Annotated in this window: 11 protein-coding genes and 1 pseudogene; 9 read left to right on the forward strand and 3 right to left on the reverse strand. The window is 67.9% G+C overall.

What is annotated here, in order from left to right:
- Positions 1-4 precede the first annotated feature (4 nt).
- Both GGQ97_RS12140 and thrC read left to right on the forward strand, forming a co-directional pair.
- Positions 5-958: a homoserine kinase gene (locus tag GGQ97_RS12140; RefSeq protein WP_168069917.1), complete on the forward strand. Its 954-nt coding sequence runs from the start codon at positions 5-7 to the stop codon at positions 956-958.
- Positions 955-2,256: a threonine synthase gene (thrC, locus tag GGQ97_RS12145; protein WP_209022849.1), complete on the forward strand. Its 1,302-nt coding sequence runs from the start codon at positions 955-957 to the stop codon at positions 2,254-2,256. The genes GGQ97_RS12140 and thrC overlap by 4 nt, the downstream gene beginning before the upstream one ends.
- Here thrC and ilvD read toward each other — a convergent pair.
- Positions 2,253-3,926, reverse strand: a complete 1,674-nt coding sequence (ilvD, locus tag GGQ97_RS12150; protein ID WP_168069919.1) for a dihydroxy-acid dehydratase — start codon at positions 3,924-3,926, stop codon at positions 2,253-2,255. The genes thrC and ilvD overlap by 4 nt on opposite strands.
- 376 nt (positions 3,927-4,302) lie before the next feature.
- Here ilvD and ilvC point away from each other — a divergent pair, with 376 nt between their 5' ends.
- The 7 genes from ilvC to leuD are packed head-to-tail and all read left to right on the forward strand — an operon-like array spanning position 4,303 to position 11,983.
- On the forward strand, positions 4,303-5,346 hold the full coding sequence (gene ilvC / locus GGQ97_RS12155) for a ketol-acid reductoisomerase (RefSeq protein WP_168069921.1): 1,044 nt from the start codon (positions 4,303-4,305) through the stop codon (positions 5,344-5,346).
- 3 nt (positions 5,347-5,349) lie between these two features.
- Positions 5,350-7,041 (forward strand): acetolactate synthase 2 catalytic subunit, encoded by a 1,692-nt coding sequence (ilvG, locus tag GGQ97_RS12160; RefSeq protein ID WP_168069922.1) that lies wholly within the window; start codon positions 5,350-5,352, stop codon positions 7,039-7,041.
- Positions 7,038-7,295: an ACT domain-containing protein gene (locus GGQ97_RS12165; protein ID WP_168069924.1), complete on the forward strand. Its 258-nt coding sequence runs from the start codon at positions 7,038-7,040 to the stop codon at positions 7,293-7,295. The genes ilvG and GGQ97_RS12165 overlap by 4 nt, the downstream gene beginning before the upstream one ends.
- On the forward strand, positions 7,292-8,872 hold the full coding sequence (locus GGQ97_RS12170) for a 2-isopropylmalate synthase (protein ID WP_168069926.1): 1,581 nt from the start codon (positions 7,292-7,294) through the stop codon (positions 8,870-8,872). The genes GGQ97_RS12165 and GGQ97_RS12170 overlap by 4 nt, the downstream gene beginning before the upstream one ends.
- On the forward strand, positions 8,869-9,963 hold the full coding sequence (gene leuB, locus GGQ97_RS12175; RefSeq protein ID WP_168069928.1) for a 3-isopropylmalate dehydrogenase: 1,095 nt from the start codon (positions 8,869-8,871) through the stop codon (positions 9,961-9,963). Before GGQ97_RS12170 ends, leuB begins: the two co-directional genes overlap by 4 nt.
- Complete coding sequence (gene leuC, locus GGQ97_RS12180) at positions 9,963-11,414, forward strand: 3-isopropylmalate dehydratase large subunit (RefSeq protein WP_342448556.1); 1,452 nt, start codon at positions 9,963-9,965, stop codon at positions 11,412-11,414. The genes leuB and leuC overlap by 1 nt, the downstream gene beginning before the upstream one ends.
- A complete protein-coding gene (gene leuD / locus GGQ97_RS12185; RefSeq protein ID WP_168069931.1) occupies positions 11,411-11,983 on the forward strand; it encodes a 3-isopropylmalate dehydratase small subunit in 573 nt (190 codons plus the stop codon). The genes leuC and leuD overlap by 4 nt, the downstream gene beginning before the upstream one ends.
- On the opposite strand, the pseudogene GGQ97_RS12190 reads toward leuD, so the two are convergent.
- Positions 11,960-13,383: pseudogene (locus tag GGQ97_RS12190) on the reverse strand (glutamate synthase subunit beta); the annotation flags it as partial. The gene leuD and the pseudogene GGQ97_RS12190 overlap by 24 nt on opposite strands.
- A 3-nt stretch (positions 13,384-13,386) precedes the next feature.
- Positions 13,387-17,856, reverse strand: coding sequence for a glutamate synthase large subunit (gene gltB, locus GGQ97_RS12195; protein ID WP_168069935.1), 4,470 nt, complete (start codon positions 17,854-17,856; stop codon positions 13,387-13,389).
- Between the last annotated feature and the right edge of the window lie 96 nt (positions 17,857-17,952).

A 17,952-nucleotide genomic window follows, 5' to 3' on the forward strand; every position in this document is an offset into this window, starting at 1 on the left:
TCCCATGCCCCTGTCCGCGACGGCGAGCGCACCGGCGAGCATCGGCAATGTCGGCGTCGGCTTCGATATCCTCGGCCTTGCCTTCCCCGCTGCGCATGACGTCGTCACTGCCACCCGCCAGGAGGCACGGGGCGTGCGTCTGGCGCAGGTGTCGGGACTGCTCACTCACCTGCCGGCCGAGCCTCACCGCAACACCGCGCTGGCCGCGGCGCAGGCGGTGCTGCAGGCCGCCGGCTCGCCGTTCGGCGTTTCGCTGGCCATCGACAAGGGCGTTCCGCTGTCGGCCGGGATGGGCGGATCCGCCGCCTCCGCCGTGGCCGCCGCCGCCGCCGCCAACGCTTTGCTCGACCGGCCCTTCACCACCGATGAGCTGCTGCCATTTGCGATCGAAGGCGAGCGCGCGTCGTCCGACCCGCCGCCATGGGACAATGTGATCGCCAGCCTGTTCGGCGGACTGGTCCTCGCCGCTTCGGAACAGCCGCCGCTGATCCGCCGCCTGCCGGTGCCGGACGGACTGGTAGCGATCCTCTTCCACCCTTCCGCCAGAATCGAGACGCGCGAAGCCCGCGCATTGCTCGGCGCGACCGTTCCGCTGCGCGTGGCGGTAGAGCACAGCCGCCGCGTCGCCGCTTTCGTCGCCGGCTGCGCGACCGGCGACCTGGCGCTGGTGAAGGCCGGCCTCGAGGATCTGCTGGTCGAACCGCAACGGGTCCATCTCCTCCCCTGCCTCCCAGCCGTACAGCGCGCCGCCGTCGAGGCCGGAGCGCTCGGCTGTTCCTTTTCCGGCTCGGGACCGTCGGTGTTCGCGCTTTCCGAACAACGGCTTGCGGGCCGGGTCGAGCAGGCGATGGGTGCTGCCTTCGCCGAAGCCGCCATGCCCGTCACCCGGTACCGCGCCCCGCTCGGCGGCCACGGCGTGAAGGTCGTGGCGCAGGACAGCGGCCGCGTCGCGGCATGATGTTCGTCAGTACCCGTGGCGGCACCCCGCCAGTCACCCTGTCGCAAGCGCTCCGGCTTGGCGCGGCTCCCGGCGGCGGGCTGTTCATGCCCTCGGAAATTCCGCGGCATGAGTCGACGCGCTTTGCCGCGGGCCGGCCGCTTGCGCAGTTCGCTGCCGACTGGCTCCGTCCCTTCTTCGACGGCGACCCGCTTGCCGCTGATCTCGATGCGATCTGCGCCGAAGCCTTTACCTTTCCGGTGCCGCTGGTGGCGGCGCTGGGCGGCGATTCCTCGCTACGGGCGCTCGAGCTGTTTCACGGGCCAACCGGCGCGTTCAAAGATTTCGGCGCCCGCTTCCTGCTGGCCTGCTTCGACCGCCTGGCCGGCGACGAACCGCTGACGGTGCTTGCGGCGACGTCCGGCGATACCGGCGGCGCGGTCGGCTGCGCCGCGGAGGGCCGGCGTTCGGCACGGGCCGTGATCCTCTACCCCAAGGACCGTGTCTCACCCTTCCAGGAGCGGCAGCTGACCTGCTGGGGCGATAACGTCGCTGCGGTCGAGGTCGATGGGGACTTCGACGCCTGCCAGGCGATGGTGAAAGCGGCCTTCGCCGACCCGCGGCTCAGCGCGTCGCATCGGCTGACCTCCGCCAACAGCATCAACCTCGGACGACTGCTCCCGCAAGTGGCTTACTGCGCACACGCTGCCTTCGAAGCCGCTGCACTCAACACTGGGAATCGCCCCGGTTTCATCATTCCCAGCGGAAACCTCGGCCATGGCTTCGCCCTGCTGCTTGCGCGAGCGATGGGGGCACCGGTCGGCCCCGTCGTCCTCGCCACCAATGCCAACCGCACTTTGCTCGATTGGTGCCAGACTGGCCGCTATCAGCCGCGGCCCTCGGTGGCGACGCTGGCCAATGCCATGGATGTCGGCAACCCGAGCAATTTCGAGCGGGTCGCGGCGCTTGGCGACGGCGCGGCGGAGGTGGCGGTGGAGCTGGCCCATGACGAAGCCATCCGCCACCGCATCGCCGCGGACTATCGCGACAGCGGCTATGTCTGGTGTCCCCATTCAGCGATCGCGGCGGAGGCGTGGCGGCGACTTGCCGGGCCCGCCCGCGACGAACGTTTGTGGGTCGCCGCAGCCACCGCGCATCCGTTCAAGTTCGCCGAGATCGTCGAGCCGCTGATCGGCCGGGCGCTTGAACCATCCTCCGCCCTTGCCGCGATCGCCGGGCGCCCCACCGCCAGGCAGCGGATCGCCCCGCATCTTGCCGACCTTGCCGCACTGCTCGAGCAGCAACGGGTCGCCGCCTAGCCCGGCAGCGTCACCGCACCCTGGGACGCCGAACTGACCGACGCGGCATATTTGGCAAAGGCTCCGGTGGCCTCGGGCGATACCGGCCAGTCACGCGCCGGACGCGCGGCCAGGTCGGCGTCGGTTTCGACAACGCGCCGCTCGACATCGATCAGGATCGTGTCGCCGTCGTTCAGCAACGCGATCGGTCCGCCCCGCGCCGCTTCGGGCGAGACATGGCCGACCATGAAACCGTAGGTCGCGCCCGAAAAGCGCCCGTCGGTGATCAGCGCGACATGATCGCCCAGCCCGCGCCCCTGGATCGCGGCGGTCACGCCCAGCATCTCGCGCATGCCGGGCCCGCCCGCCGGGCCTTCGCCGCGGATCACCACCACGTCGCCAGCCTGGATGACGCCAGCCGTGACGGCGGCGAATGCCGCTTCCTCCCCATCGAAGACGCGGGCAGGTCCCTCGAAGCGCAGCTTGCCGTGCCCGGCGAGCTTCACCACGCAGCCCGCGGGCGCGATATTGCCGTAGCAGATGCCGAAGCCGCCGCGCGCCTTGATCGGCTGGGCGGCAGTGACGATCACTTCTTGGCCCGGCGTCTCCGGGGCGTCGGCGAAGCATGCGAACAGGCTTTGCCCGGTCACGGTCGGGGCATCCTCGATCAGGCCGGCCTCCATCAGGCGGCGTCCGAGCAAAGCGGTGCCACCCGCGGCCGACATGTCCGGCGCCATGAAGCGCCCGCCGGGCTTGAGGTCGGCGATCACCGGGGTCGCGCGGGACACTTCGTCGAACAGGTCGATGTCGAAGTCGGACGCCGGGATGCCGGCCTCGCGCGCGATCGCCAGAAGGTGAAGGATAAGGTTGGTCGAACCAGCGGTGGCGGTCCCGGCCACCGCGGCGTTGCGCAGCGCGGTGGCGGTGATCATCTGGCGCGCGTTGCGCCCGGCACGAAGCGCCTCGACGGTGAGCCGGCCGGCCTCTCGGGCGGCTTCGGCCTTTTCCTTGAGCACCGCCGGAATATCGTTGAGGCCGATCGGCGACAGGCCGAGGAAGCTCATCGCCAGCGCCATGGTGTTGGCGGTGAATTGCCCGCCGCACGCACCGGCACCCGGACAGGCGGCAGCTTCGACCGCGTGCAATTCGGCGTCGTCGATCCCGCCCGCGCTATGCTGGCCGACGGCTTCGAACACGTCCTGGATGGTGATCGCCTTGCCCGCATGGCGCCCGGGCAGGATCGACCCGCCGTAGAGGATCACGCTTGGAAGATCGAGCCGGGCGGCGGCCATCGCCGCTGCCGGAATGGTCTTGTCGCAGCCGACGATGAACAGCACTGCGTCCATCGAATGGCCGCGCACCACCAGTTCGGCGCTGTCGGTGATCACTTCGCGGCTCATCAGCGAGGCGCGCATTCCTCGAGTGCCCATCGCGATCCCGTCGGTGACGACGATAGTGTTGAATTCGACCGGGGTCGCGCCCGCCGCCTTGATGCCCTCCGCCGCGTGGGCGGCAAGGTCGCGCAGGTGCATGTTGCAGGGGGTGACGTTGGAATAGCTGTGGACGATCGCGATCATCGGCTTGGCCAGCGCCGACGCATCGAACCCTGCCGCATGAAGCATCGCCCGCGCCGGAGCCCGCGACGGCCCGTCGATCATCTCACGCGAGGGAAGCCTGCCATCCTGCGTCATTTTCGAAACCCACTCCCTTTTTCGCTCACTCACCGACCCGTTGAAGCACGGCCACGGTCTGCAGGAAAGTGTCAAAAGGGATACGATTGCAGCGATTAGGACTTGCATGACGGCATATCCGCCAGCATACCCGCGTCATTCGGGATCCCGTATTGGGCCTGAACCGGGGATTGGAACGCAACTGGTGCTGACGCTGACTGCCGCTTCGAATATTATGATTCTCGCGACAGTCGACGTGCGCCTTCCCCTCATGGCGCTCGTACTTATCGAGCGACATGGAGGAGCGACCTGAAGCCCAGTCCCAACGGACACAGGAATTCACGGCCCCCGCTCCTCACCAGAGCGGGGGTTTTCTTTGCGCGAGAAGGAAGACCCGATGGAACGCATTTACACCGACGACGACGCCCGCCACGATGCCCTGCGCGATGCGACGGTTGCAGTCATCGGCTATGGCAGCCAGGGGCGAAGCCACGCCCGCAACATCCGCGACAGCGGATATCACGTCATCGTCGGCGCACGGGCCGGCGGTGGCGCGGAGCGCCGAGCGCGCGACGACGGCTTCGCCACCTTCTCACCGGCAGAGGCGGCGAGACAGGCGCAACTCGTCTGCCTGCTGACGCCCGACATGAGCCACCGCAAGGTCTATGCTGACGACATCGCGCCTAACCTCCAGGCCGGCGGCGCGCTGCTGGTCGCGCACGGTTTCTCGGTCATCTACGGCGAAGTGCAGCCGCGGCCCGATATCGACGTCATCCTCGTCGCGCCCAAGGGCCCCGGCGACCTCGTCCGCCGTGAATATGAGATCGGCCGCGGCGTACCCTGCCTGTTCGCGGTCGAGCAGGACGCCAGCGGCAGCGCCCGTGCCCGCGCCCTGTCCTATGCCCGCGGCATCGGCGGCACCCGGGCCGGAGCGATCGAGACCAGCTTCCGCGAGGAAACGGAGACCGACCTGTTCGGCGAGCAGGCGGTCCTGTGCGGCGGCGCGACCGAACTTGTCGCCGCCGGTTTCAAGACTCTCGTCGACGCCGGATACAAGCCAGAAGTCGCTTATTTCGAATGCCTTCACGAGCTGAAGCTGATCGTCGACCTGATGTACGAGGGCGGCTTCGCCAAGATGCTGCACTTCGTGTCCGAGACCGCAAAATATGGCGACTTCGTCTCCGGCCCGCGGGTCATCAACGATGAAACCCGCGCCCGCATGGGCGAAGTTCTCGCCGACATCCAGAGCGGCGCCTTCGCCCGCCAGTGGATCGCCGAAAGCGCGGCCGGCAAGCCCGAATATCAACGAATGTGGGAAGCCGATCTCGACCAGCCGATCGAGCAGGTCGGCGCCAGCCTGCGCAAGCACATGGCGTGGCTTCAGCAGCCCGCCCCCGAGGCGCCCGCGGCGGCGGCGCAACCCCAATCCAAGGCGGCCTGAACCATGCTCTCGCCCGCGCAAAGACCGCCAGAACCACAGCCCGAGCAGGTCTCGGGCGCAAGGCTCGTCGTTGAAGCGCTCGAGCGGGCGGGGGCAGAGTATATCTTCGGCTATCCCGGCGGCGCGATCATGCCCGTCTACGACGCGCTGACCGGGTCCAGTCTCAAGCACATCCTGGTCCGTCACGAACAGGCCGCGGCACTGGCCGCCGACGCCTATGCCCGAGTGACCGGCAAGGCAGGCGTGTGCCTGGCGACGTCGGGGCCGGGCGCGACCAACCTCATCACCGGGATCGCCAATGCCTTCATGGACAGCGTGCCCATGGTGGCGATCACCGGGCAGGTCCCGACGACGCTGATGGGCACCGACGCCTTCCAGGAGATTGACACGTTCGGACTGATGATGCCGATCGTGAAGCACAGCTTCCTGGTCCGCGACCCCGCCAACATCCCGCACGTCTTTGCGCAGGCCTTTCGCATCGCCACCTCCGGCCGGCCGGGGCCGGTGCTGATCGACTTGCCGAAGAACGTCACCAACGGCTTCGCTCCGCGCTGCGAGCCGCCCTCGCCCCAGCCGCAGCCACCCGCGTTCGATGGCGCCGCGATCGCCGCGGCAGACGCGCTGATCGCGGCGGCCTCCAAGCCCCTGCTCTATGTCGGCGGCGGCGTGGCGATGGCCGGGGCCGAGGAGGCGCTGCGTCGCTTCGTTGCGCGCACCGCCATCCCATCGGTGGCGACGCTCAAGGGCCTCGGCTCGATCCCGACCGACGACCCGACCTTTATCGGCATGCTTGGGATGCACGGCTCGCGCGCCGCCAACATCGCGGTCGAGGAATGCGACCTGCTGATCTGCATCGGCGCCCGCTTCGACGATCGCGCCACGGGCAAGCTCGCCAGCTTCGCGCCCAATGCCAAGGTCATCCACCTCGACGCCGACCCGTCCGAGATCGGCAAGCTGCGCCGCGCCGAGGTCGGCTTTGCCGGCGATATTGTCGCAGCGCTCGACGCGTTCGAAGCTACCCCCGACGTCGGCGGCTGGCTGGCGCATTGCCAAGGGCGCAAACGCCTTTGGGCGCCGCGCTACGATGCGCCGGGCCAGGGCATCTACGCCCCTGCCCTGCTCAAGACCCTTGCAGACAAGGCAGGCGACGGCGCCATCTTTACCTGCGACGTCGGGCTGCACCAGATGTGGGTCGCCCAGCATTGCCGCTTCTCGCGCCCGCAGGCGCACCTCACCAGCGGCGGGCTCGGCACCATGGGTTATGGCGTCCCGGCTGGGATCGGCGCACTGCTGGCCGAGCCTGACGCGACCGTCATCACGGTCTCAGGCGACGGCTCCTTCATGATGAACGTCCAGGAGCTGGCGACCCTTCGCCGCTATCGACTGCCGCTGAAGATCGTGCTGATCGACAATTCCCAGCTCGGCATGGTCCGCCAGTGGCAGGAATTGTTCTTCGAGGAGAACTTCTCGGAGATCGACCTCAGCGACAATCCCGATTTCTCCGAGGTCGCCCATGCTTTCGGGATCGAGGCCTTTACCATCGACCACCGCTCGCAGGTCGCGGGCGCGATCGACCGCCTGCTCGGCACCAGCGGTCCGATCCTGATGCACGTCCGCATCGACCCGCGCGAGAATGTCTGGCCGCTGGTTCCGCCCAACAGCCCCAATGTCGAAATGCTGGAGAAACGCTGGTGACCGCGCGCCTCGATGTCGATTTCACCCCAGCGGAGGGCGCCATGTTGCGCATCCTCGGGCTGATCGAACGGCGCGGCTACCGCATCCGCGAGCTTATCCTCGCCGAACGGCCGGCGCACACCTCGTCGCTCTCGATCCTGATCGAAGCGCACGACGCGGGCCGTCAGCCGGACACCGTCGCCCGCCAGCTGGGCAACCTGTTCGACGTGTCGTCGGTGACCCTCTCCCCAAGCCAACAGAGTGCGTGCCCATGAGCCGGATCCTGATCTTCGATACCACCCTGCGCGATGGCGAGCAGGCCCCGGGCTTCTCGATGCAGCCCGATGCCAAGCTGCGGATGGCCCGCGCACTCGCTGCCCTCCGGGTCGACGTGATCGAGGCGGGTTTCGCCGCTTCTTCCCCCGCCGACGCGCAGTCGATCATGGACATCGCCGCCGGGGTCGACGGACCGATCATCTGCGCGCTGGCCCGGGCGACACGGCCCGACATCCTGGCGTCGGTGACGGCCCTTGCACCAGCCGCGCGCAAGCGGGTCCACGTCTTCATCGGCACCAGCCCGCTTCACCGCGAGGCCAAGCTCAGGATGAGCCGCGACCAGGTGCTGCAAGCGATCCGCAGCTCGATCGCCTTTGCGCGCGATCATTTCGACGATGTCGAATTCTCCGCCGAGGACGCCATCCGGACCGAGCGCGACTTCCTCGCCGAAGCCCTTTCGGTCGCAGCGGCGGAAGGCGCCTCGACCCTCAACGTCCCCGACACCGTCGGCTACACCACGCCGGAAGAGATCACCGACCTGTTCCGCTTCCTCGATGGCGCGGTCGATCGATCGGACGACGTCATCTTCTCCACCCACTGCCACGACGATCTCGGCATGGCGGTCGCCAACTCGCTCGCCGCCATCCGCGGCGGCGCACGCCAGATCGAATGCGCGGTCAATGGCATCGGCGAGCGTGCGGGCAATTGCGCGCTGGAGGACGTGGTGATGGCGCTGCGCACCCGCCATGACTTTTACGGGCTGGACACCAACGTCGATTCCACCCGGATCATGGCCGCCAGCCGGACCCTGGCGCAGATCACCAACGCGCCCCCGCCGCGCAACAAGGCGATCGTCGGGGCCAATGCCTTTGCCCACGAATCCGGCATCCACCAGCATGGCGTCCTGCAGAACCGCGCGACCTACGAGATCATGAAGCCTGAGGACATCGGGCTGGTCACCGAGAGCATCGTACTGGGCAAGCACAGCGGCCGCCACGCTCTGGCCGCACGGGCGCGGGCGCTCGGTGTGGTGCTCGAGGGCGAGGCGCTGGACCGCACCTTCGTCGCCTTCAAGCTGGTCGCCGACGAAGTCGGGATTGTCGACACCGCCAAGCTCGCCGCACTGCTCGCCGAAGCCAGCACCCACCGACCGCAGGCGATGTGGAAGCTGACCAAGGTCGATATCCGCAGCCCCGTCTCGGCCAACGCCTGGCCGGTCGCCCGGGTCGAGCTCGACCACGGCGAACGCGGGCGGGTCACCGATATCGCCAGCGCTCCCGGCGCGCTCGACGCCGCCTTTGCGGCGGTCAGCCAGATGATGGGCACATCGGCTCGCGTCGACAGCCTGGAGATGCAGTATATCGCCGCCGACCCGGACCAGCCCGCGCCCGACGGCCAAGGCGCCAACGTGCTGGTCGAGATGACTGTCGAGGTCGGCGGCGAGATCTACGCCGGCCGGGCGAGGGCGCGCGACATCCTGCCTTGCTGCGTGTCGGCCTACATCGACGCGGTCAGCAATGCGCAGGCGATCCAGGCAATTGCCGCCGCGCGGGTGCGGCAGGAGCAGGCGGCATGATTCACATCGCGGTACTCCCCGGCGACGGCATCGGTCCCGAAGTCACGCGCGAAGCGGTCGCCTGCCTCGAGCTTCTGTCAGCCGAACGCCAGCTCGGCCTTCATTTCACTGAGCATGACTTCGGCGGCGTGGCGATTGATCGGCATAGCGAGCCTCTTCCGCCATCGACGCTCGCGGCGTGCAAAAAGGCTGATGCCATTCTGCTCGGGGCGGTCGGCGGCGATCGCTGGAACGACTGCGCGGAGCGGCCCGAGGCCGGATTATTGAAGATCAGGCAGGAACTCGGCCTCTACGCCAACCTACGGCCGGTCGAAGTGCTGCAGGGCGGCCAGTGGTCGCCGCTGCGGAGCGAGGTTGCCAGCGGATCCGACATCCTGGTGGTTCGCGAGCTTACCGGCGGCATCTATTACGGCGGACACCGCCTGAGCGAGGACCAGGCCTCCGACCTTTGCACCTACACCCGCGCGCAGGTGGAACGGGTGGCCCATGTCGCATTCCGTGCGGCTCGCCTGCGCAAGGGCAAGGTGACCCAGGTCGACAAGGCCAACGTGCTGGCAACCTCCAGGCTGTGGCGCGCGACCGTCGACGAGGTCGCCAAGGCCTATCCCGACGTCGCGCTCGACCATCTCTACGTCGATGCCTGCGCAATGGCGGTGATCACCGAACCGCGCCGTTTCGACGTGATCCTGACCGAGAATCTGTTCGGCGACATCCTGTCTGACCTGCTGTCGGTAATCGGCGGCTCGATCGGACTGCTCGGTTCGGCCAGCCTCGGGTCCGGCGGGCCGGGCCTGTTCGAGCCGGTCCACGGATCGGCCCCGCAGATCGCCGGGCTCGACATCGCCAATCCGGCCGGTGCGATCGCAAGCGCCGCGATGATGCTCGACGAACTTGGGCTCGGCGACGCCGGTTCGGTGCTGCGCGAAGCGCTGGAAGCGACCCTGCTCTCGGGCTGCCGCACACCGGATCTCGGCGGCGATGCCAGCACGTCGGGCTTCGGCGCGGCGGTTCGCGAGCGGCTCCAGGTCCGCTCCCGTCGCGACACCGGCCTGCGCCACCTGTTCTTGACCAATCGCGGATGCTGCGGATGATTGCGCGGCCCCTCACCCTCTACGAGAAGATCTGGAACAGCCATGTCGTCGAGCGCCGCGACGATGGCACCTGTCTGCTCTACATCGACCGGCACCTCGTCCACGAAGTCACTTCGCCGCAAGCCTTCGAGGGCCTGCGCGCGGCAGGCCGGCGCGTTCGGCGGCCGGACCTGACGCTGGCGGTGCCCGATCATAATCTGCCGACCACTCCGCGTGTGCGGCACAACGGCGGGCCGCTCCTGATCGAAGATCCGGCCAGCGCCGCACAGCTGAACGCGCTCGAGGCGAACGTCGCTGAGTTCGGCATTCCCTACATCGACGCGCTGTCGCCCGACCAGGGCATCGTCCATGTGGTGGGACCCGAGCAGGGTTTCACCTTGCCGGGTACCACCATCGTCTGCGGCGACAGCCACACCGCTGCACACGGCGCGCTGGGGGCCCTGGGATTCGGTATCGGAACCACCGAAGTCGAGCATGTGCTGGCGACCCAGACCTTGCTCCTCAAGCCTTCCCGGACGCTGGAGGTCAGGGTCGACGGCAGTCTTGGTCCCGGGGTCACTCCAAAAGACCTGATCCTTGAGATCATCGCGCGCCTTGGCGTCGGCGGCGGCGCCGGCCATGTGATCGAATTCCGCGGGACGACATTTGAAGCGATGAGTGTCGAGGGCAGGCTGACGGTCGCCAACATGGCGATCGAGGCCGGTGCCCGGTCGGGACTGATCGCCCCTGACGACAAGACCTTCGCCTATCTCGAGGGCCGGCCCCGCGCGCCGAAGGGCGAGGCATGGGACCGCGCAGTACAACGGTGGCGCGCGTTGCGCACCGACGAAGGCGCGCAATTTGACCGGTCGCTGCACTTCGATGCGGAGGAAGTCGCTCCGACCGTCACCTGGGGCACGTCGCCCGACCAGGCGCTGCCGATCGACGCCCGCATCCCCGACCTCGCCTCCTTCACCGATCCCGCGCGCCGCGACGAAGTGGCCCGCGCCCTCGCCTACATGGGCCTGTCTCCGGGCCAGCGGCTTGCGGACATCGGCATCGACCATGTTTTCATCGGCAGTTGCACCAACAGCCGGATCGAGGATCTACGGGCAGCCGCCGCAATACTGGTTGGCCGCCGCCGTCATCCCGGTCTGCGCCAGGCCCTGGTCGTGCCCGGCTCGGGCCTCGTCCGCCGCCAGGCCGAGGCTGAGGGGCTCGACCGCATCTTCCTCGCCGCCGGCTTCGAATGGCGTGAGCCTGGTTGCTCGATGTGCCTGGCCATGAACCCCGACAAGGTGCCGCCGGGCGAGCGCTGCGCGTCGACTTCCAACCGAAACTTCGTCGGCCGGCAGGGTCCGGGGGCGCGCACGCACCTGATGTCTCCGGCCATGGCCGCCGCCGCCGCCGTTGCCGGCCGGCTGACCGACGTCCGCGACCTCCCCCCGGTCGGACAGGAGTTGGCGGCATGACGCCCTTCACCAAGGTCTGCGGCCGCGCTTATCCGCTGCCGCTCGACAACATCGACACCGACCTCATCATCCCCGCCGAGCACCTCAAGACCATCACACGCGCCGGGCTCGGCCGCTTCGCCTTCGAGGCACTTCGAACGCAGCCGGACAGCGTCTTCGATGATCCCCATTATGCCGGCGCGCCGATCCTGCTCGCGCTCGCCAATTTCGGCTGCGGGTCGAGCCGCGAGCATGCCGCCTGGGCGCTTGCGGATCTCGGTGTCCGCGCCGTGATCGCGACGAGCTTCTCCGACATCTTCGCCAGCAACGCCTTCAAGAACGGAATTGCCGCGATCAGCCTCGACAAGACAGCAGTGCAGGCCCTGATCGAGGCCGCGCCCGACCATGCGATCACGGTCGATCTCGAACAGCAGCTGGTCCGAACGGCAGCGGGGCATTTCTTCCCGATCCACATGGATCCGTTCCGCCGCCAGTGCCTGCTGGCGGGGCAGGACGAGATCGCCCTGACCTTGCAAAGCGAGGCGGCGATCAGCGCCTTCGAACGCGCGAGGGAACTGGCTCAGGCCTGAGCCAGCGCCTCGTGGACCGCGGCCGCACAGTCGCGGCCTTCACGAATGGCCCACACCACCAGCGACTGTCCGCGCCGGGCGTCGCCGCACGCCAGCACCCGCGGGCGGCTGGTGGCAAAGCGCACGGCATCCGCCGCGATCGCGCCTCGCTCCGTGTCCAGACCCGCTGCCTCGAACGGAAAGGCCGTTCCGGTGAAACCCATACCGAGCAGCACAAGGTCGGCCTTAATCTCGAAGTGCGACCCCTCGACCTCTTGCAGTCGGCCGCCGTCCCAGCGGGCGCGCGCACAGCGCAACCCTTCGACCTGCCCATTCCCGAAAAACTCGTTCGTCAGCACCGAGAAGTCACGCTCGCAACCTTCTTCCTGGCTCGACGAAGTGCGCAGGCGAAGCGGCCACAGGGGCCAGGTCAGCGCCTTGTTCTCGCGCTCGGGAGGCTGCGGCATGATCTCGAGCTGGGTGACCGATGCCGCGCCCTGCCGGTTGGCCGTGCCGATGCAATCGGACCCGGTGTCGCCGCCCCCGATCACGACAACGTGCTTCCCCGTCGCGCTGATCGTGCCCGACGGCGCCGCCGCTTCTTCTGCGTCGCCCGCTACACGCCGGTTCTGCTGCGCCAAATAATCCATCGCGAAGTGGATCCCGGGGAGGTCGCGACCCGGCACGTCGAGATCGCGCGGGCGCTCGGCACCGACCGCCAGCACGACCAGTTCGTAATCATCGAGAAGACGGTCGAGGGGAAGGTCGTGGCCGACATCGACATTGGTGCGGAAAAGAACGCCCTCGCGCTCCATCTGCGCGACCCGGCGATCGATCAGGCTCTTCTCCAGCTTGAAGTCGGGTATGCCGTAGCGCAGCAGGCCGCCTATCCGGTTGGTCTTCTCGAACACCGTCGCATTATGCCCTAGCCGCGCAAGTTGCTGGGCGCAGGCGAGGCCCGCGGGGCCCGACCCGACGATCGCGATCCGCCGCCCGGTCCCCTTGCTCGCCAGCCGCGGCGTCACCCAGCCCTCCCGGAACCCGCGATCCGCGATCTCGCACTCGATCGTCTTGATCGTCACCGGCCGATCCTCGAGGTTCAGCGTACATGCGGCTTCGCAGGGCGCCGGGCAGACGCGGCCGGTGAATTCCGGGAAATTGTTGGTGGCGTGCAGACGGTCGAGTGCTGCCTGCCAGTCTCCCGAGGTGACGAGATCGTTCCAGTCGGGAATGAGATTGTTCACCGGGCAGGCCGAGTGGCAGAATGGGACGCCGCAATCCATGCAGCGCTGCGCCTGCCGCGCGACCGTTCCTTCGGGCAGCGGCTCGACGAACTCGCGCCAGCTCTTCAGCCGTTCGCTGACCGGACGATAATGACGATCCTCGCGGTCGATCTCGAGGAAACCGGTGGGGTTGTTCATGACCTACTCCGCAGCCACGGCAAGCGCGAGCGCGCGGCGATATTCGTGCGGCATGACCTGCACGAACTGCGCTGCCGTTCGCTCCCAGTCGGCCAGGATCCGGGCAGCGACTTGGCTGCCGGTCAAGGCCCGATGCTGCTCGATCAAGTCGCGGACGAATGCCGCATCATCCAGTTCTTCCAGCGCCACCCCGGCGAGATTGCATTGCGCCTTCAGACGCCGCTGCGGGTCCCAGACATAGGCGACACCGCCCGACATTCCCGCTGCGAAATTGCGCCCGACCGGGCCCAGCACCACCACCGAGCCGCCGGTCATATATTCACAGCCATGGTCGCCGGTCCCCTCGACCACTGCGACCGCACCCGAATTGCGAACCGCGAAGCGTTCGCCTGCGACGCCCGAAAAATAAGCCTCGCCCGACGTCGCGCCGTACAGGCAGGTATTGCCGACGATGATGTTGCTTGCCGCGTCGCGGGTCGAGGTCGGCGGCTGGCGCACGACCAGTCGGCCGCCGCTCAGGCCCTTGCCGACATAATCGTTGGCATCCCCGACCAGCTCCAGCGTCATCCCGTGCGCCAGGAAGGCTCCGAAACTCTGTCCCGCGGTTCCGGTCAGGCGAACGTGAAGCGAGCCGTCGGCAAGTCCCTCGTGGCCATGGCGCCGCGCGATCTCGCCCGAGGCATAGACCCCGACCGAGCGATCGCTGTTGCCCACCGGCAGTTCCAGCCGAGCCGGCATCGGAGAAGCCAGGGCCGCGACGATCGCCTGGTCGATGCGGCGATGCACCGGGGCCTTGACTGACCGCCCGAACCGCCGCGGCGCTTGCGGGTCGGCGCGCATGAGCAAGCGCGACAGGTCGACACCGTTCGCCTTTGCGCCTTCCACCGCGAGGCGCGGGGCAAGGAGATCGGTGCGCCCGATCATCTCGTCGAGCGAACGCAGGCCCAGCCCGGCCATGATCTCCCGCAATTCCTCCGCCACGAAGAAGAAGTAGTTGATGACATGCTCCGGCTCGCCGGTAAATTTGGCGCGCAGGCGCGGGTCTTGCGTAGCGATTCCGACCGGGCAGGTGTTGAGGTGGCACTTGCGCATCATGATGCAGCCCGCGGCGATCAGCGGCGCAGTGGCGAAACCGAACTCGTCCGCGCCGAGCAGGGCCGCGACCGCCACGTCGCGCCCAGTGCGAAGCCCGCCGTCGGCCTGCAGCGTCACCCGGTCGCGAAGGCCGTTCAGGACCAGCGTCTGCTGCGCCTCAGCAAGACCGAGTTCCCACGGCGAGCCGGCATGGGTCAGCGACGTCAGCGGCGAGGCGCCGGTGCCACCTTCGTAGCCCGAAATGGTGACATGGTCCGCGGTACACTTGACCACCCCGGCGGCGACGGTGCCGACGCCTGCTTCCGACACCAGCTTGACCGACACCCGCGCGGACGGGTTCACCTGCCGCAGGTCGTGGATCAGCTGCGCCAGATCCTCGATCGAATAAATGTCGTGGTGCGGCGGCGGGGAGATCAGGCCGACCCCCGGAGTGGAATAGCGGACCGCGGCGATGTGGGCGTCGACCTTGTGGCCCGGAAGCTGCCCCCCCTCGCCCGGCTTGGCCCCTTGCGCCACCTTGATCTGCAACTCGTCGGCGTTGACAAGATACTCGGCGGTGACTCCGAAACGACCAGAGGCGACCTGCTTGATGGCGGAGCGCTCGTCGTTTCCGAACCGCTCGCGCTCCTCGCCGCCCTCGCCCGTGTTCGACTTGCCGCCGATCCGGTTCATCGCGCGGGCCAGCGTGGTATGCGCTTCGCGGCTGATCGACCCGAAGCTCATCGCCCCGGTGACGAAGCGGCGCACGATCGCGGACGCGGGCTCGACTTCCTCCAGCGGCACCGCCGGACCGGCCGCGCGCAACTCGAGCAGCCCGCGCAGGCTCAGCAGGCGGCGGTTCTGTGCGTTCACCTCCGCGGCGAAGGCACGGTACCGATCGGGAAGATTGCCGCGCACGGCGTGCTGCAGATTACCGATCCCGGTCGCGGTCCAGGCATGCGCCTCGCCGCCGGTGCGAAGCGCGTAGATGCCCCCGACGCTCAGCGGTTCGACCGCGGCGGCATGGGCCTGGCGATGTCGTTCGGCGCTTTCGGCCGCGACTTCGGTCAGGCCGGCACCCTCGATGCTGGTCGACGTGCCGGTGAAATAACGCTCGACGAAGGAGCTGTTGAGCCCGACGGCGTCGAAGATCTGCGCGCCGCAATAGCTCTGGAAGGTCGAGATCCCCATCTTCGACATGACCTTGAGCAGGCCCTTGTCGATTGCCTTGATGTAATTGGCGCAGCCCTGCTCGGCCGTCACCGCCAGCTTGCCCCGGTCGCACAGGTCCTCGATTGCGTCGAAGGCAAGCCAGGGGTTGATCGCCTCGGCCCCGTAGCCGGCAAGCACGCAGAAATGGTGGACCTCGCGCGCCTCGCCGGTTTCGATCACCAGGCCGGTTTGCATCCGAAGACCCTGCCGGATCAGGTGATGGTGCACCGCTCCGGTCGCCAGCGCCGCGGGGATCGGAATGCGGCTCGCGCCTTCCTTGCGGTCGGACAGGATAAGGACGTTGATGTCCGCCAGCACCGCCTCGGTCGCTTCCCAGCACAGGCGCTGGATGGCCGCTTCCAGCGACTGCGCATCGCCGCCGCTGGGCCAGGTCGCGTCAAGCGTGGCGGTGCGGAACGCGCCGTCGAGAGTGTTGTGAATCGAGCGAATCTTCTCCAGATCCTCGTTGGTCAGGATCGGCTGCGACACCTCCAGCCGCTTGTGGGTTCCGGCCGTACGACCGAGCAGGTTCGGACGCGGCCCGATCATCGACACCAGGCTCATCACCATGCTCTCGCGGATCGGGTCGATCGGCGGATTGGTGACCTGCGCGAAGCTCTGCTTGAAGTAATCGTAGAGCAGCCGCGGGCGTGCCGACAGAACCGCAAGCGGCGTGTCGGTGCCCATCGACCCGATCGGATCGTCGGCCTGGGCCGCCATCGGGCCGAGAAACAGCCGCAGGTCCTCGTCGGTGTAGCCGAAGCTCAGCTGGGTGCGGCGGAACACCTCGTCGCTCGGCGGACGGGTCAGCGGATTGTCGCCGGCCGGCAGGTCCCGCAGGTTGAACTGCGTCTCGCCAAGCCAGTCGCCATAGGGCTCGGCGTCGGCCAGCTCGGCCTTGATCTCCTCGTCCTCGACGATGCGTTGCCTGGCGAAGTCGATCAGCAGCATCTTGCCGGGCTGCAGGCGCCACTTGCGGACGATCTTTTCTTCCGGGATCGGCAGCACGCCTGATTCCGAGGCCATCACCACGAGGTCGTCGTCGGTGACCAGGAAGCGGGCCGGGCGCAGGCCGTTGCGGTCGAGTGTCGCCCCGATCTGCCGGCCATCGGTGAAAGCAATCGCCGCTGGGCCGTCCCACGGCTCCATCAAGGCGGCATGATATTCGTAAAAGGCACGCCGCTTCGGATCCATCTGCTCGTTGCCGGCCCACGCCTCCGGGATCAGCAGCATCACCGCGTGCGGTAGAGAGTAGCCGCCGGCGATCAGTAGCTCGAGCGCATTGTCGAGGCAGGCGGTGTCCGATTGCCCATGCGGAATGATCGGCCACAATTTGTCGAGGTCGGCGCCGAGCAGCGGACACTCCAGCGTGCGCCGCCGCGCATTCATCCAGTTCACGTTGCCGCGGACCGTGTTGATTTCGCCGTTGTGCGCGATGAATCGATAAGGGTGGGCCAGCCGCCAGCTGGGGAAGGTATTGGTGGAAAAGCGCTGGTGCACCATGGCCAGCGCAGAGCGGGTCAGCGGGTTACGCAGGTCCCGGTAGAAGCTCCCGACCTGGTCGGGCAACAACATGCCTTTGTAGACAAGCGTGCGGGTCGAGAAGCTGGCGATGTAGAAGTCGGTCAGCCCCGGCAGGTCCCGGGCCTTGGCCAGCGCCGCCAGTGGATTCTGGGTTTGCTTGCGGATGGTCAGCAGCTTGCGTTCGAACGCGTCCTGGTCGCGGACCTGGCTTCCTCGCCCGACGATGCCCTGGCGGATGACGGGAACGGTCGCGCGAACGCTTGCGCCAAGATCGCCGAGGTCGACCGGCACGTCGCGCCAGCCGAGGAAGCGCTGGCCTTCCTTGCCGACCAGGTGGACGAAGCGCTCTTCCGCAACCGCCCGGCTCGCCTCGCAGGTGGGGAGGAAGCACATGGCAACGGCGTAGTCACCGGCCGGCGGCAACTCGATATCGTGCGTGCCGGCCCAGTCGCGCAGCAGCGCGTCGGGCATCTGGATCAGGCATCCGGCCCCATCGCCCATGTCAGGATCGGCGCCGACACCGCCGCGGTGGTGAAGGTTGGCGAGGATCTGGAGACCCTGGTCGATGACACCGTGCGACGCGACGCCCTTGACGTGGGCGACAAAGCCCATGCCGCAGCTGTCATGCTCATGCCTCGGGTCGTAAAGGCCCTGTCTCGTCATCCGGCTGTTCAAGCGCCTGTCCTTGCGTTTTTCGAGCTCCGCTCCGCCATGCGCAACCACTCATGTTGCGCTGCAGCGAAAGTGCACGAATGGATC

The organism is Sphingomonas kaistensis (genome assembly GCF_011927725.1).
Taxonomy (GTDB): Bacteria; Pseudomonadota; Alphaproteobacteria; order Sphingomonadales; family Sphingomonadaceae; genus Sphingomicrobium; species Sphingomicrobium kaistense.